Here is a 14924-nt window from a genome sequence, read left to right as displayed (position 1 = left end):
AATTAAAATAGTTTAAACAAGAAAGCGTTTAGCAAAAGAATAGTTTCTAAACTTAAAGGGTAATACTATAAAATAAGGGTTAAATTAAACTTTGCACCACTTTATAAAAAGGAAATACTACTTAAATTAGAGGATTTTACAGATAATTTTAAATATTAGAGTTTTTCTCTTGCATTTTCAACAACACAATAGTACTATTGCAAGTGTAAAGAGGTTAGATTTTGTCCCACGCGGGACACAATAAGTCAAACCAGGTTTATGCTATTGGTTACCTTTTATATATAAAGGAGGAAGGTAGTAGTGAAGGACTTGATTAAAATTCAACAGAAGTTGATACCTGATCTAATTGATAAAATGTATCGACGCTTTTCTATCTTAACTACTATCTCAAATAATCAACCAGTAGGTAGAAGAAGTTTGAGTGAGCACATGGATATTACCGAACGTGTCCTAAGATCTGAAACTGATATGTTGAAAAAGCAAGATTTGATTCAAGTTAAATCGACTGGAATGGAAATCACTGAAGAAGGCAAGTCAGTTTTGAATCAGCTTAATGAATATTTCAATATTTATACTGATGATAATCAATTAGCTGATCAAATTAAGTCAACTTTTGGTATTAAAGAAGTTCACGTAATACCTGGTGATGCAGATGCTCAAGAAAATGTTAAATCTGAAATGGGAAGACAAGCTGGACAATTATTGGAAAACATCTTATATGAAGACGCTATTGTTTCGGTAACAGGTGGTTCAACAATGGCAAATGTAAGCCGAGCCATGCATCTTCTACCATTCAATGTATTTTTCGTACCAGCTCGTGGTGGCCTTGGTGAGAATGTTATTTATCAAGCTAACACGATTTCAGCGAGCATGGCGCAACAAACAGGTGGTTATTATACAACACTTTATGTACCAGATAATGTAAGTGAATCAACGTATAATACACTTCTGATGGAACCCTCTGTGGTTCATACATTAGATAAAATTAAACAAGCAAATATAACAATTCACGGTATTGGTGATGCGCTGAAGATGGCGTATCGTAGACAATCGTCAGAACAGGTGATTGAAAGCCTTCAACATCATCAAGCCGTCGCAGAAGCTTTCGGTTACTATTTTGACACTCAAGGAAATGTAGTCTATAAAGTAAAGACAATAGGACTACAACTTGAAGATTTAGAAACCAAAGATTTTATTTTCGCTGTTGCAGGTGGACAATCTAAAGGTGAAGCAATTAAAGCTTACTTAAGTATTGCACCTAAAAATACAGTTTTAATTACTGATGAAGCAGCAGCAAAGGTAATATTAAATTAGTAATAAAAAGTTTAAAGCTTTTTAAATATCATTTTAAAGGAGGCCATTATAATGGCAGTAAAAGTAGCAATTAATGGTTTTGGTAGAATTGGTCGTTTAGCATTTAGAAGAATTCAAGACGTAGAAGGTATTGAAGTAGTTGCAGTAAACGACTTAACAGACGACGAAATGTTAGCTCATTTATTAAAATATGACACTATGCAAGGTCGTTTCACAGGAGAAGTTGAAGTTGTTGATGGTGGTTTCCGCGTAAATGGTAAAGAAGTTAAATCATACGAAGAACCAGATGCAAGCAAATTACCTTGGGGCGATTTAGATATCGACGTAGTATTAGAATGTACTGGTTTCTATACAGATAAAGAAAAAGCAGAAGCACACATCAATGCAGGTGCTAAAAAAGTATTAATCTCTGCACCAGCTCAAGGTGATGTAAAAACAATCGTATTCAACACTAACCACAATGACTTAGATGGTTCAGAAACAGTTGTTTCAGGTGCATCATGTACTACTAACTCATTAGCACCAGTTGCTAAAGTATTAAGTGATGAATTTGGTTTAGTTGAAGGTTTAATGACAACTATTCACGCATACACTGGTGACCAAATGACTCAAGACGGTCCACATAAAAAAGGTGACAAACGTCGTGCACGTGCAGCAGCTCAAAACATCGTACCTAACTCAACAGGTGCTGCAAAAGCAATCGGTAAAGTTATTCCTGAAATCGATGGTAAATTAGACGGTGGTGCTCAACGTGTACCAGTTGCTACAGGTTCATTAACTGAAGTGACAGTTGTATTAGAAAAAGACGTTACTGTTGAAGACGTTAACAAAGCAATGAAAAACGCTTCAAACGAATCATTTGGTTACACTGAAGACGAAATCGTTTCTTCTGACGTAGTTGGCATGACTTACGGTTCATTATTCGATGCTACTCAAACTCGTGTAATGTCTGTTGGTGACCGTCAATTAGTTAAAGTTGCAGCTTGGTATGACAACGAAATGTCTTACACTGCTCAATTAGTTCGTACTTTAGAATATTTAGCAGAATTATCTAAATAATTTAGAAGCATAGTTAAATAAACTTGTGCTCAGTATGGATGTACTATTCACAGTACACTTGTACAAATTATTGAAATAAGTTAGCTTATGAGTAAGCGGGGAGCACTAACGCTTCTCCGCTTATTTTTATATTAGTAATTCCTATTTAGAGGAGGAAATTATAATGGCAAAGAAAATTGTTTCTGATTTAGATTTAAAAGGGAAAGTTGTTTTAGAACGTGCTGATTTCAATGTACCTTTAAAAGACGGTAAGATCACAAATGATAACCGTATTGTTCAGGCTTTACCAACAATTAAATATATCATCGAACAAGGTGGTAAATTAGTACTATTTTCTCACTTAGGAAAAGTTAAACAAGAAAGTGATAAAGAAGGTCTTACATTAAAACCTGTTGCTGATGCTTTATCTGAAAAATTAGGTAAAGAAGTTACTTTCGTACCTGAAACACGTGGTGAAAAATTAGAATCAGCTATCAAAAACTTAAGTGAAGGCGATGTATTATTAGTTGAAAATACACGTTTCGAAGATTTAGATGGAAAAAAAGAATCTAAAAATGATTCTAAATTAGGTAAATATTGGGCATCACTAGGCGATGTATTTGTAAATGATGCTTTCGGTACAGCTCACCGTGAACATGCATCTAACGTTGGTATTTCAACTCATTTAGAAACAGCGGCTGGTTATTTAATGGAAAAAGAAATTAAATTTATCGGTGGTGTTGTTAACGACCCACATAAACCAGTAGTTGCAATTTTAGGTGGCGCAAAAGTATCTGACAAAATTGGTGTTATTAAAAACTTAGTAAATATCGCTGATAAAATTCTTATTGGTGGTGGAATGGCGTATACTTTCTTAAAAGCACAAGGTAAAGAAATTGGTTTATCTTTACTAGAAGAAGACAAAATCGACTTTGCTAAAGAATTACTTGAAAGTAACGGCGATCAAATTGTTTTACCAGTAGATGCGAAAGTTGCGAAAGAATTCTCAAATGACGCTGAAATTACTGAAGTATCAATTGATAACATCCCTTCTGATCAAGAAGCAATGGACGTTGGCCCTAAAACTGTTGAATTATTCTCTAAAGAATTAGAAGGTGCACATACAGTAGTATGGAATGGACCTATGGGTGTATTTGAATTTAGTAACTTTGCTCAAGGTACAATCGGTGTATGTAAAGCCATTGCTAACTTAAAAGACGCTACTACAATTATCGGTGGTGGTGACTCAGCAGCTGCTGCAATTTCTTTAGGTTTTGAAGATGACTTCACACACATTTCTACTGGCGGCGGTGCATCATTAGAATACCTTGAAGGTATTGAATTACCAGGAATTAAAGCAATTAATGATAAATAATCACCTTATAAAAGGTGTACGTTTTTCTAAGCATTTTCAAGGGAAAATGTATAAAGAATAAGACTTTACGTCTTAAAAATTTATTTAATGCTAAAATTACAATTTTAAATATATAGGAGTGTAATCAATGAGAAAACCAATCATAGCTGGTAACTGGAAAATGAACAAAACAGTTAAAGAAGCTAAAGACTTCGTTAATAATTTACCAACATTACCTGATGAAAAAGAAGTTGAATCAGTAATTTGTGCACCAACAATTCAATTAGATGCACTAATTTCATTAGTGAATGATGGCAAAGCAAAAGGATTAAAAATTGGTGCTCAAAACACTTATTTTGAAGATAATGGTGCATTCACAGGAGAAACTTCTCCAGTGGCATTAGCTGACTTAGGTGTTAAATACGTAGTTATTGGACACTCAGAACGTCGTGAATTATTCCATGAAACAGATGAAGATGTGAATAAAAAAGCACATGCGGTATTTAATCATGGCATGACACCAATTATTTGTGTTGGTGAAACAGATGAAGAACGCGAAAATGGCAAAGCTAATGAAATCGTTAGCAATCAAGTTGAAAAAGCATTAGAAGGTTTATCAGAAGAGCAACTTAAAGAAGTTGTTATTGCATACGAACCAATTTGGGCAATCGGTACTGGTAAATCAGCTACTTCTGATGATGCTAATGAAATGTGTGCTCACGTGCGTAAAACAGTAGCGAAAGTGGCTAGTCAAGATGTTGCTGACGCAACACGTATTCAATACGGTGGTAGTGTTAAACCTAACAACGTTAAAGAATACATGGCTCAATCTGACATTGATGGTGCATTAGTAGGTGGCGCATCATTAAAAGTTGAAGATTTCGTACAATTGTTAGAAGGTGCAAAATAATTATGGCTAAACAACCGACAGCTTTAATCATTTTAGATGGTTTCGCTAATCGTGAAAGTGAACATGGTAATGCTGTGAAACAAGCGCATAAACCAAATTTTGACCGCTATTACAGTAAATATCCAACTACACAAATTGAAGCAAGTGGTTTAGACGTAGGTCTTCCAGAAGGCCAAATGGGCAACTCAGAAGTTGGTCATATGAACATTGGTGCAGGACGTATTGTTTACCAAAGTTTGACACGTATCAATAAATCAATCGCAGATGGCGATTTCTTTGAAAATGATGTGTTAAATAACGCCGTGCAACATGTTAATGAGCATGATTCTGCATTACATGTCTTTGGATTACTATCTGATGGTGGTGTACACAGTCATTACCAACATCTATTTGCATTGTTAGATCTTGCTAAACAAAAAGGTTTAGATAAAGTTTATGTACATGCATTCTTAGACGGTCGTGACGTAGACCAAAAATCAGCACTAAAATATATTGAAGACACAGAAGCCAAATTTAAATCATTAGGTGTAGGTCAATTCGCATCTATTTCTGGTCGTTATTATGCAATGGACCGTGACAAACGTTGGGACCGTGAACAAAAAGCATATAATGCTATCCGTAACTTTGAAGGGCCTACTTATGCTTCAGCAAAAGAAGGCGTTGAAGCTAACTACGCTAATGATTTAACAGATGAATTCGTAGAACCATTTATCGTTGAAGGTCAAAATAATGGCATCAATGATGGAGATGCAGTTATCTTTTTCAACTTCCGCCCTGATAGAGCAGCTCAGTTGTCAGAAGTATTTACTAACAAAGCCTTTGATGGTTTCAAAGTAGAACAAGTCAACGATTTATTCTACGCAACATTTACTAAATATAATGATAATGTAGATGCTGAAGTTGTCTTCGAGAAAGTGGATTTAACAAACACAATTGGTGAAGTTGCTCAAAATAACAACTTAAAACAATTACGTATTGCTGAAACTGAAAAATATCCACATGTAACGTACTTTATGAGTGGTGGACGTAATGAAGAATTTGAAGGTGAGCGTCGTCGTTTAATCGATTCACCAAAAGTAGCGACTTACGATTTAAAACCAGAAATGAGTGCGTATGAAGTTAAAGATGCGTTATTAGAAGAGTTAGATAAAGGTGATTTAGATTTAATTATCTTAAACTTTGCTAACCCTGATATGGTTGGACATAGTGGTATGTTAGAACCAACGATTAAAGCAATTGAAGCAGTGGATGAATGCTTAGGTGAAGTTGTTGATAAAATCTTAGACATGAATGGTTATGCAATTATTACAGCTGACCATGGTAACTCTGACCAAGTATTAACAGATGATGATCAACCAATGACTACTCATACGACTAATCCGGTTCCTGTTATTGTAACTAAAGAAGGCGTTACATTACGTGAAACTGGTCGTCTAGGAGATTTAGCACCAACACTATTAGATTTATTAAATGTAGATCAACCATCAGACATGACTGGTGAATCACTTATTAAACACTAAAAATTAGTACAGTTATAAATGGTAAGAACATTGTAATCCCTAATGCGATATTTGAAACTTTAGGGATTCAGTCCTTATCTGATATAAATATTTTATTTAAAGATTAAATCAAGCTATAATAGCTTTAGAATCTAAATTAAAGGAGATTTTTCACATGCCAATTATTACAGATGTTTATGCTCGCGAAGTCTTAGACTCACGTGGTAACCCAACAGTTGAAGTTGAAGTATTAACTGAAAGCGGTGCTTTCGGTCGTGCATTAGTGCCATCAGGTGCTTCTACAGGTGAACACGAAGCAGTTGAATTACGTGATGGAGATAAATCACGTTATAGCGGTAAAGGTGTTACTAAAGCTGTTGAAAATGTTAACGAAATTATTGCACCAGAAATCGTTGAAGGTGAATTTTCAGTATTAGATCAAGTATCTATTGATAAAATGATGATTCAATTAGACGGTACACCTAACAAAGGTAAATTAGGTGCAAACGCTATTTTAGGTGTATCTATCGCAGTTGCACGTGCAGCAGCAGACTTATTAGGTCAACCTTTATACAAATATTTAGGTGGATTCAACGGTAAACAATTACCAGTTCCTATGATGAACATCGTTAATGGTGGTTCTCACTCAGACGCACCAATCGCATTCCAAGAATTCATGATTTTACCAACAGGTGCAGAATCATTCAAAGAAGCATTACGTTGGGGTGCTGAAATCTTCCATAACTTAAAATCAATCTTAAGTGAGCGTGGTTTAGAAACAGCAGTAGGTGACGAAGGTGGTTTCGCTCCTAAATTTGAAGGTACTGAAGATGCTGTAGAAACAATCATTAAAGCTATCGAAAAAGCAGGTTACAAACCTGGTGAAGATGTATTCTTAGGATTTGACTGTGCATCATCTGAATTCTACGAAAATGGCGTATATGATTACACTAAATTCGAAGGTGAACATGGTGCAAAACGTAGCGCAGCTGAACAAGTTGACTACTTAGAAGAATTAATTGGTAAATACCCAATCATCACTATCGAAGATGGTATGGATGAAAATGACTGGGACGGTTGGAAACAATTAACTAATCGTATTGGTGATAAAGTTCAATTAGTAGGTGACGATTTATTCGTAACTAACACTGAAATTCTTTCTAGAGGTATTGAACAAGGTATTGGTAACTCAATCTTAATCAAAGTTAACCAAATTGGTACTCTAACAGAAACTTTCGAAGCAATCGAAATGGCTCAAAAAGCTGGATATACTGCAGTAGTTTCTCACCGTTCAGGTGAAACAGAAGATACTACAATCTCTGATATCGCAGTAGCTACTAATGCTGGTCAAATTAAAACTGGTTCATTATCAAGAACTGACCGTATTGCTAAATACAATCAATTATTACGTATTGAAGATGAATTATTTGAAACTGCTAAATTCGATGGTATCAAATCATTCTACAACTTAGACAAATAAGTCTAATAATTTAACCTATTTAAAACAATAATAGAGTTCACGCTTATGTATTACCTGTCACAGAGTTGAGACTGTGGCAGGTTTTTTAATTATTAAACAATGTAAGTGATTAACTAAATTGTGAAATCATAATGACAAAATCATTAATGTAGCTTTTATCATATATATCTAACCTACTAATGATTCTTGACGAACATGGAACAGATTTAATTTAGGTATACAAACTGATATAATAGTTATGTATATAAAAGAAGGAGAAATAAAGATGGAGAATCAACTTAATCAACCTAGTCAAAGAGAACGCAATGCAGGTAAATTAATAGGCTACAGTTCTTTAATTTTATGTATTTTATTGATCATCCATAACTTTATTGCATTAGATACGTTAACAGCTAAGACACTATTATCACAGGCAGGACAGAAAGCAAGTGATAGTGCAGTAGCTAATATATTAAATAGCTTTAGATATACTGGCATTATGTATATATTGGCATATTTAGCAGGTGTCATTGCATTATGGAATCGACATAAATATCTGTGGTGGTTTATGTTTGCAGTCTATGTTTCAAATGTATTATTTACATTAGTAAACGTAACTATGGTTATTAATGCGATAATAACAGCTAAATCAGTGTTGTTTATTATTCCTATTATAATCGTAATTGTGGGCTCTACAGTATTAGCATTATACATGCTAGTTATTTCAATCATCCGTAAGAGTACGTTTAATCGATAGTCATTGATTATAAAGACTAGTATATGATATAATTCGGAACGTATATAATGAATGGAGGACAATTTTCATGCATACACTTTTCATAGTACTATTAATTATTGATTGTATTGCATTAATCACTGTTGTATTACTCCAAGAAGGTAAAAGTAATGGACTTTCAGGTGCTATTAGTGGTGGCGCAGAACAGTTATTTGGTAAACAAAAACAACGTGGCGTCGATTTATTCTTGCATAGATTAACAATTATTTTAGCAGTCATTTTCTTTTTAATAATGATTGGTATCAGTTACTTTGGTTTATAAGGTCCGACGATGTTAATGTCGGGCTTTTTTATTTATAATGAATAGTGACGGACGACGTCATTGATATTTAGTCAGGAGACCTAAGGTCCGATTTTAAATAATGCATATTTCCGAGATAGTAAGGGAATATTTAGTTAATTATAATATTAATACGAAGCATTGTATTTGAATTAAAAAATATAACGCAAGAATAATTTTGAGATAATAATGGAAGAGGGATTTTGAATGCAAATTAAATTACCACAACCGTTTTTCTTTGAGGAAGGGAAACGAGCAGTCTTACTTCTACATGGATTTACAGGTAATTCATCAGACGTAAGACAATTAGGGAGATTCTTACAGAAGAAAGGCTACACTTCTTATGCGCCTCAATACGAAGGGCATGCTGCACCACCTGAAGAAATTCTAAAATCAAGCCCACATGTATGGTTTAAAGATGTGCTTGATGGTTATGATTATTTAGTAGACCAAGGCTATGAAGACATTGCCGTAGCAGGCTTATCTCTCGGTGGTGTATTCGCATTGAAATTGAGCTTAAATCGTCCTGTAAAGGGTATTGTAACTATGTGTGCACCCGCTGAAGGTAAAACGCAAGGTGCTATATACGAAGGCTTTTTAGAATATGCAAGAAACTTCAAAAAATATGAAGGCAAAGATCAAGCAACGATTGATAAAGAAATGGAAGACTTCCATCCTACTGAAACGTTAAAAGAGTTAAGCGAAACATTAAATAACGTTAGAAACGAAATCGATGAAGTGTTAGATCCAATTTTAGTAGTACAAGCTGAAAATGATGAAATGATTAATCCTCAATCAGCAAATTATATATACGAGAATGTCGACTCAGATGAAAAAGACATCAAATGGTATGCGAATTCAGGTCATGTCATTACAATCGATAAAGAAAAAGAACAAGTATTCGAAGATGTATACAGTTTCTTAGAATCTTTAGATTGGTCTGAATAATAAATTTAAAAAAATTAAACGAAAGAAGAAAGGAGGGGCATGATGAATTTAAAGCAATCCATTGAAGAAATCATAAAGCAACCTGATTACGAACCGATGTCGGTATCTGATTTTCAAGATGCTTTAGGTCTTAATAGTGCCGACTCGTTTAGAGATTTAATAAAGGTGCTAGTAGAACTTGAACAAGCAGGTTTAGTTGAACGAACTAAAACAGATAGATACCAACGCAAACAATCGCATAAAAGTTCAAATTCTAAGTTAATTAAAGGGACATTAAGTCAAAATAAGAAGGGCTTTGCATTCCTACGTCCTGAACAAGAAGATATGGATGATATCTTTATTCCACCAACTAAGATTAATCGCGCATTAGATGGTGATACAGTTATTGTAGAAATACAGAAGTCTAAAGGAGAGCATAAAGGTAAAATTGAAGGCGAAGTTAAATCAATCGAGAAACATTCTGTCACTCAAGTAGTCGGTACCTATAGTGAAGCGAAACATTTTGGCTTTGTTATCCCAGATGATAAACGCATTATGCAAGACATCTTCATTCCGAAAGGTCAAAGTCTTGGTGCGGTAGATGGTCATAAAGTACTCGTTCAAATTACGAAGTATGCAGATGGTACAGATAATCCTGAAGGACATATATTTGCGATTCTAGGCCATAAAAATGACCCAGGAGTAGATATCTTATCAATCATTTATCAGCACGGTATCGAAATCGAATTCCCTGATAATGTATTGAAAGAAGCCGAAGCGGTCCCTGAAGAGATTAAGCCTGATGAAATTAAAGGTCGTACAGACTTGCGTGACGAGTTAACTATTACCATTGATGGTGCAGACGCAAAAGACTTAGACGATGCTATTAGTGTAAAAAAATTAAAAAATGGTCACACTGAATTAACTGTAAGTATTGCGGATGTCAGCTACTATGTTAAAGAAGACTCAGCACTTGATAAAGAAGCTTACGATAGAGCGACAAGTGTTTATTTAGTAGACCGAGTGATTCCAATGATTCCACACCGATTAAGTAACGGTATTTGTTCATTGAACCCAGAAGTTGATCGCTTAACACTAAGTTGTCGTATGGAAATCAATGAACGAGGCGAAGTGGTTAAACATGACATTTTTGATAGTGTCATCCATTCTAATTACAGAATGACTTATGATGCGGTTAATCAAATTATCACTGAAAAGGACCCTGACGTGCGTAAGCAGTATCAAGAAATTACACCAATGCTTGATTTAGCACAAGATTTATCAAATCGTTTAATCCAAATGCGTAAACGTCGTGGTGAAATTGACTTTGATATTAGTGAAGCTAAAGTGTTAGTGAATAACGAAGGCTTACCAACTGATGTGGTTTTACGTGAGCGAGGCGAAGGTGAACGTTTAATTGAATCATTTATGTTAGCTGCTAACGAAACGGTGGCAGAACATTTCAATAAACTTGAAGTTCCTTTCATTTACCGTGTTCACGAACAACCAAAATCAGATCGTTTAAGACAGTTCTTCGACTTTATTACAAACTTTGGAATTATGATTAAAGGTACGGGTGAAGATATTCATCCTTCAACATTACAATCTATCCAAGAAGAAGTTGAAGGTCGCACTGAACAAATGGTTATCTCAACAATGATGTTACGTTCAATGCAACAAGCACATTATGATGATACAAACTTAGGTCACTTTGGTTTATCAGCAGAATATTATACGCATTTCACATCACCTATTAGACGTTATCCGGACTTAACAGTTCATCGTTTAATTCGAAAATATCTTATCGATAATTCAATGAATAACAAAGAATTACACAAATGGGAAGATAAATTACCTGAATTAGCTGAGCACACGTCTCAACGTGAACGTCGTGCAATTGAAGCAGAACGAGATACTGATGAATTGAAAAAAGCTGAGTATATGATTCAACATATCGGTGATGAATTTGAAGGTATTGTAAGCTCTGCTGCAAATTTCGGTATGTTTATCGAACTACCTAACACAATTGAAGGTATGGTTCATATTTCAAATATGACAGATGATTATTATCAATTTGATGAACGTCAAATGGCACTTATTGGTGAGCGTCAAGCAAAAGTATTCCGTATAGGCGATCAAGTTACAGTGAAAGTCACACATGTCGATGTAGATGAACGAATAATTGATTTCCAAATTGTTGGTATGCCATTGCCAAAAAATGATCGAAGTCAACGACCATCGAGAGGTAAAACGATTCAAGCTAAAACACGTGGCAAGTCCTTAGATAAATTTAAAGATGATGATCATAAAGGCAAGAAGAAAAAGCGCAAGCAACGAAAAGGTAAAAACCAACGTAGTCGTGATAAACAAGGTAAAACGAATCACAAACCATTCTATAAAGATAAAAGTGTGAAGAAAAAATCACGTCGTAAGAAAAAATAATCAGCAAAGAGGTGACACAGATTAATGGCTAAGAAGAAAACGAAATCACCCGGCACACTAGCTGAAAACCGTAAAGCCAGACATGATTATAATATTGAAGATACAATTGAAGCGGGTATTGCTTTAAAGGGAACAGAGATTAAATCTATTCGTCGTGGTAGTGCCAATTTGAAAGATAGCTATGCGCAAGTTAAACGTGGCGAGATGTTCATTAATAATATGCACATTGCACCTTATGAGGAAGGTAACCGTTTCAATCATGACCCTTTACGTTCTAGAAAGTTATTACTTCATAAGAAGGAAATTATTAAACTTGGCGAACGTACGAGAGAAATTGGCTATTCACTTATTCCATTAAAACTTTATTTAAAACATGGTCAATGTAAAGTCTTATTAGGCGTAGCACGTGGTAAGAAAATACATGATAAACGTCAAGCTTTAAAAGATAAAGCAATGAAACGTGATGTTGATCGTGCAATCAAAGACCGTTATTAAGCGTGTTTGTTGCTTAATCTGGTGCTATTTGGTATGATAACTGATGTTGTGAATAAAAAAATACGTTAGATAGAGAGTGAAGTAGGATTCTTTCGATTGTGTTATTTCACTTTAGTATGAATGACTAGAACTAAGAATTGCTTTATATATTGCTTTCTTAGTTCAGTCAGTCACTACGTATTGTAATGATTTATAAATTTTATTACGGGGGCGTTTTTGGATTCGACAGGGGTCCCTCGAGCACATTAAGCGTGTCGGAGGGTTGTCTCCGACATCAACACATTTCAGTAAATATAACTGACAAATCAAACAATAATTTCGCAGTAGCTGCGTAATAGCACTCTGCATCGCCTAACAGCATCTCCTACGTGCTGTTAACGCGATTCAACCCTAGTAGGATATGCTAAACACTGCCGTTTGAAGTCTGTTTAGAAGAAATCCAATCAAACTAGCATAATACTGGTTGTCTGTTGCTTACTATTATGCGAAATTCATCAATAGACTACACACGTAGAAAGGTGTGTATCAGGACCTCTGGACGCGGGTTCGAATCCCGCCGTCTCCACTATATAGCCTATAACCCTTGTGGTTATAGGTTTTTTGTTTTGTATTTAAACGTTTCTAGGTTAATACATATAAATGTTTTATTTATTATATAAAAATATTATAATATAATTAAGTCAACGACCATGCGTGGACTTTAAAAAACAAAATCATGTACAGTAGTAGCCGTCTGCTATGAGACTAGGCATTATAATTGAATATCATAGTGTTGATAAAGAGATATGATTAATGAGTGATTAGTCATATCTCTTTTTTACATATGCTAACATAGAAAATCAAACCATCACATTAATGTGTAATGAACTAAAGTTAACCTTTTAAGTAGAAGAGGTGGTTATTTGAGATATGTGAATAACGAGAAACATAGACATGCTTTAATCAGTCAATTAACTGATAACCAAAGAGAAATACTGTTTAAGTATTATAAATACAGAAAAAAGAATATATTAATCAATGATATGTATCGCTATTCAGAAGAGTGGGAACTTATCGACTTTAAAGTAAATGAAAATTACCGAACGTGTTGTAATGATACGCCGTTATATTGTGAATGCGGAAAAGAATTAAAGTATCAATATATACTTCGATCAAAGTCAAAAGACACAATTATGAAACTTGGGATTGAACATTTTAAAGAACATAGTGGCATTCCAAATCGTATTGCATATCAGGTTAGAAAGAATATATTTCTGTTAGATGATTGGTTGGATGATATACTCTTAAATCATGAGAAATTAATGAATGATTCAGAGCATCATTTTAAAGTTATAAACATGTATAAAGAGTGGACTACGATCTCTGAGTTAGATGTGAAAGATTTTAATTCGAATTCATCAAAGCCTATTACGAGAAAGAATATTGAATTAATTAATGATTTTAAAAAGTATAGTATGGCTTTGCCCACTAACATCGAACAGAAAGTCTTTGCTTTGATTGATTATTTTCATAAAAAGAAATATCTTGCGTATCTAGAAGAACTAGAACGAGAAAGACGTATTCAAAGAGAAAAAGAACAAGAAGCATTAAGAAAAGAGCGAGAGTTAAAACGACAGCAATTATTAAAAGAGGCTGAAGCACGTAATAGTCAAAAAAGAAAAATTATGGCCAAAGAAAAGGCAGATAAGATGTTAATTGCTGAATGCAGAGTGAAAATAACAAAACTATTAGACGTACAAAATGTGATTGATATCACTACAATTTATAATGAATGTAAAATAGAGATAGACGAATTATTAAGATCGCATGTTAATACAAAGATTGTAAATGATATCGTAAATTCTATTAATAGATACACGATGTATAATGTGAAATTTCAGAACAACAAGCTATTTAAATCATGGACTAAGCGTTTTTGATAAGCAACATAGTCATATCCAAAATATATTGGATGAGTACAACTAAATTATATTACATTTATTAGCCTTGATATATTTAATAAAAATATTATAATATAAATGTCAACGACAATGTGTGGACGTTATAAACCGAAATACATTGCATAGCTAAGAATAAGTTTTAAATAACTTAGAAGAAAGCGTAAGGTTAACTTACACTTTTTTTAGTCAACGGTCGTGCGTGGACTTTAAAACAAATACATTGATTATCGGAATTGAAATGTAAATTTCAATAAATGTAGACGAAGCGTTAGAACGAAAGGTTCTAACGCTTTTTAAAGATTCTTGAACATAAATAATATGATAATGCTATTTGGCAAATTTACAGTAGCTCACTGAATTGATAAGACACTTAAATTAAGCTTTTCTCAGTACAGTCAGGGCCCCAGCAAAGAGAATTTCGAAAAGAAATTCCACAAGCAAAGAAAGCTGTGGTTCGGGGCCCCAGCAAA

The 14924-nt window shown here is 34.2% G+C and carries 12 protein-coding genes and 1 other RNA gene; all 13 read left to right on the top strand.

From position 1 onward, the window contains the following. Nucleotides 1–300: 300 nt before the first annotated feature. The 13 genes from EQ029_RS09780 (at nucleotide 301) to EQ029_RS09720 (ending at nucleotide 14433) form a co-directional block, all read left to right on the top strand. Nucleotides 301–1314 (top strand): sugar-binding transcriptional regulator, encoded by a 1014-nt coding sequence (locus EQ029_RS09780; RefSeq protein ID WP_057504671.1) that lies wholly within the window; start codon nucleotides 301–303, stop codon nucleotides 1312–1314. Between the two features lie 51 nt (nucleotides 1315–1365). Beyond that, nucleotides 1366–2373 (top strand): type I glyceraldehyde-3-phosphate dehydrogenase, encoded by a 1008-nt coding sequence (gap, locus tag EQ029_RS09775; RefSeq protein ID WP_057504672.1) that lies wholly within the window; start codon nucleotides 1366–1368, stop codon nucleotides 2371–2373. A 163-nt stretch (nucleotides 2374–2536) separates the two neighbouring features. Further along, nucleotides 2537–3727 carry a phosphoglycerate kinase gene (locus EQ029_RS09770; RefSeq protein ID WP_033079635.1) on the top strand — a complete coding sequence of 397 codons (1191 nt, stop codon included), beginning with the start codon at nucleotides 2537–2539 and terminating at the stop codon, nucleotides 3725–3727. Between the two features lie 127 nt (nucleotides 3728–3854). Beyond that, nucleotides 3855–4616: a triose-phosphate isomerase gene (gene tpiA, locus EQ029_RS09765; RefSeq protein ID WP_011276375.1), complete on the top strand. Its 762-nt coding sequence runs from the start codon at nucleotides 3855–3857 to the stop codon at nucleotides 4614–4616. A gap of 2 nt (nucleotides 4617–4618) precedes the next feature. Next, a complete protein-coding gene (gene gpmI / locus EQ029_RS09760) occupies nucleotides 4619–6136 on the top strand; it encodes a 2,3-bisphosphoglycerate-independent phosphoglycerate mutase (RefSeq protein ID WP_033079636.1) in 1518 nt (505 codons plus the stop codon). 154 nt (nucleotides 6137–6290) lie between these two features. Continuing rightward, nucleotides 6291–7595, top strand: coding sequence for a surface-displayed alpha-enolase (gene eno, locus EQ029_RS09755; protein WP_037558390.1), 1305 nt, complete (start codon nucleotides 6291–6293; stop codon nucleotides 7593–7595). Nucleotides 7596–7860: 265 nt separating this feature from the next. Continuing rightward, nucleotides 7861–8331: a hypothetical protein gene (locus EQ029_RS09750; RefSeq protein WP_016930998.1), complete on the top strand. Its 471-nt coding sequence runs from the start codon at nucleotides 7861–7863 to the stop codon at nucleotides 8329–8331. Nucleotides 8332–8398: 67 nt separating this feature from the next. Further along, entirely contained in the window at nucleotides 8399–8632 is a 234-nt protein-coding gene (gene secG, locus EQ029_RS09745; RefSeq protein WP_011276371.1) for a preprotein translocase subunit SecG, read from the top strand. Between the two features lie 225 nt (nucleotides 8633–8857). Further along, nucleotides 8858–9598 carry an alpha/beta hydrolase gene (locus EQ029_RS09740; protein WP_033079637.1) on the top strand — a complete coding sequence of 247 codons (741 nt, stop codon included), beginning with the start codon at nucleotides 8858–8860 and terminating at the stop codon, nucleotides 9596–9598. 42 nt (nucleotides 9599–9640) lie between these two features. Beyond that, nucleotides 9641–12019 (top strand): ribonuclease R, encoded by a 2379-nt coding sequence (gene rnr / locus EQ029_RS09735; protein ID WP_037558391.1) that lies wholly within the window; start codon nucleotides 9641–9643, stop codon nucleotides 12017–12019. Nucleotides 12020–12043: 24 nt separating this feature from the next. After that, entirely contained in the window at nucleotides 12044–12514 is a 471-nt protein-coding gene (smpB, locus tag EQ029_RS09730) for an SsrA-binding protein SmpB (protein WP_011276368.1), read from the top strand. 206 nt (nucleotides 12515–12720) lie between these two features. Next, nucleotides 12721–13082: a transfer-messenger RNA gene (ssrA, locus tag EQ029_RS09725) on the top strand. A gap of 343 nt (nucleotides 13083–13425) precedes the next feature. Further along, nucleotides 13426–14433: a hypothetical protein gene (locus tag EQ029_RS09720; protein ID WP_138927308.1), complete on the top strand. Its 1008-nt coding sequence runs from the start codon at nucleotides 13426–13428 to the stop codon at nucleotides 14431–14433. The last annotated feature ends 491 nt before the right edge of the window (nucleotides 14434–14924 follow it).

This window comes from Staphylococcus haemolyticus (assembly GCF_006094395.1).
In the GTDB taxonomy this organism is placed as follows: Bacteria; Bacillota; Bacilli; order Staphylococcales; family Staphylococcaceae; genus Staphylococcus; species Staphylococcus haemolyticus.
This window is presented reverse-complemented; position numbering and strand designations above follow the sequence as displayed.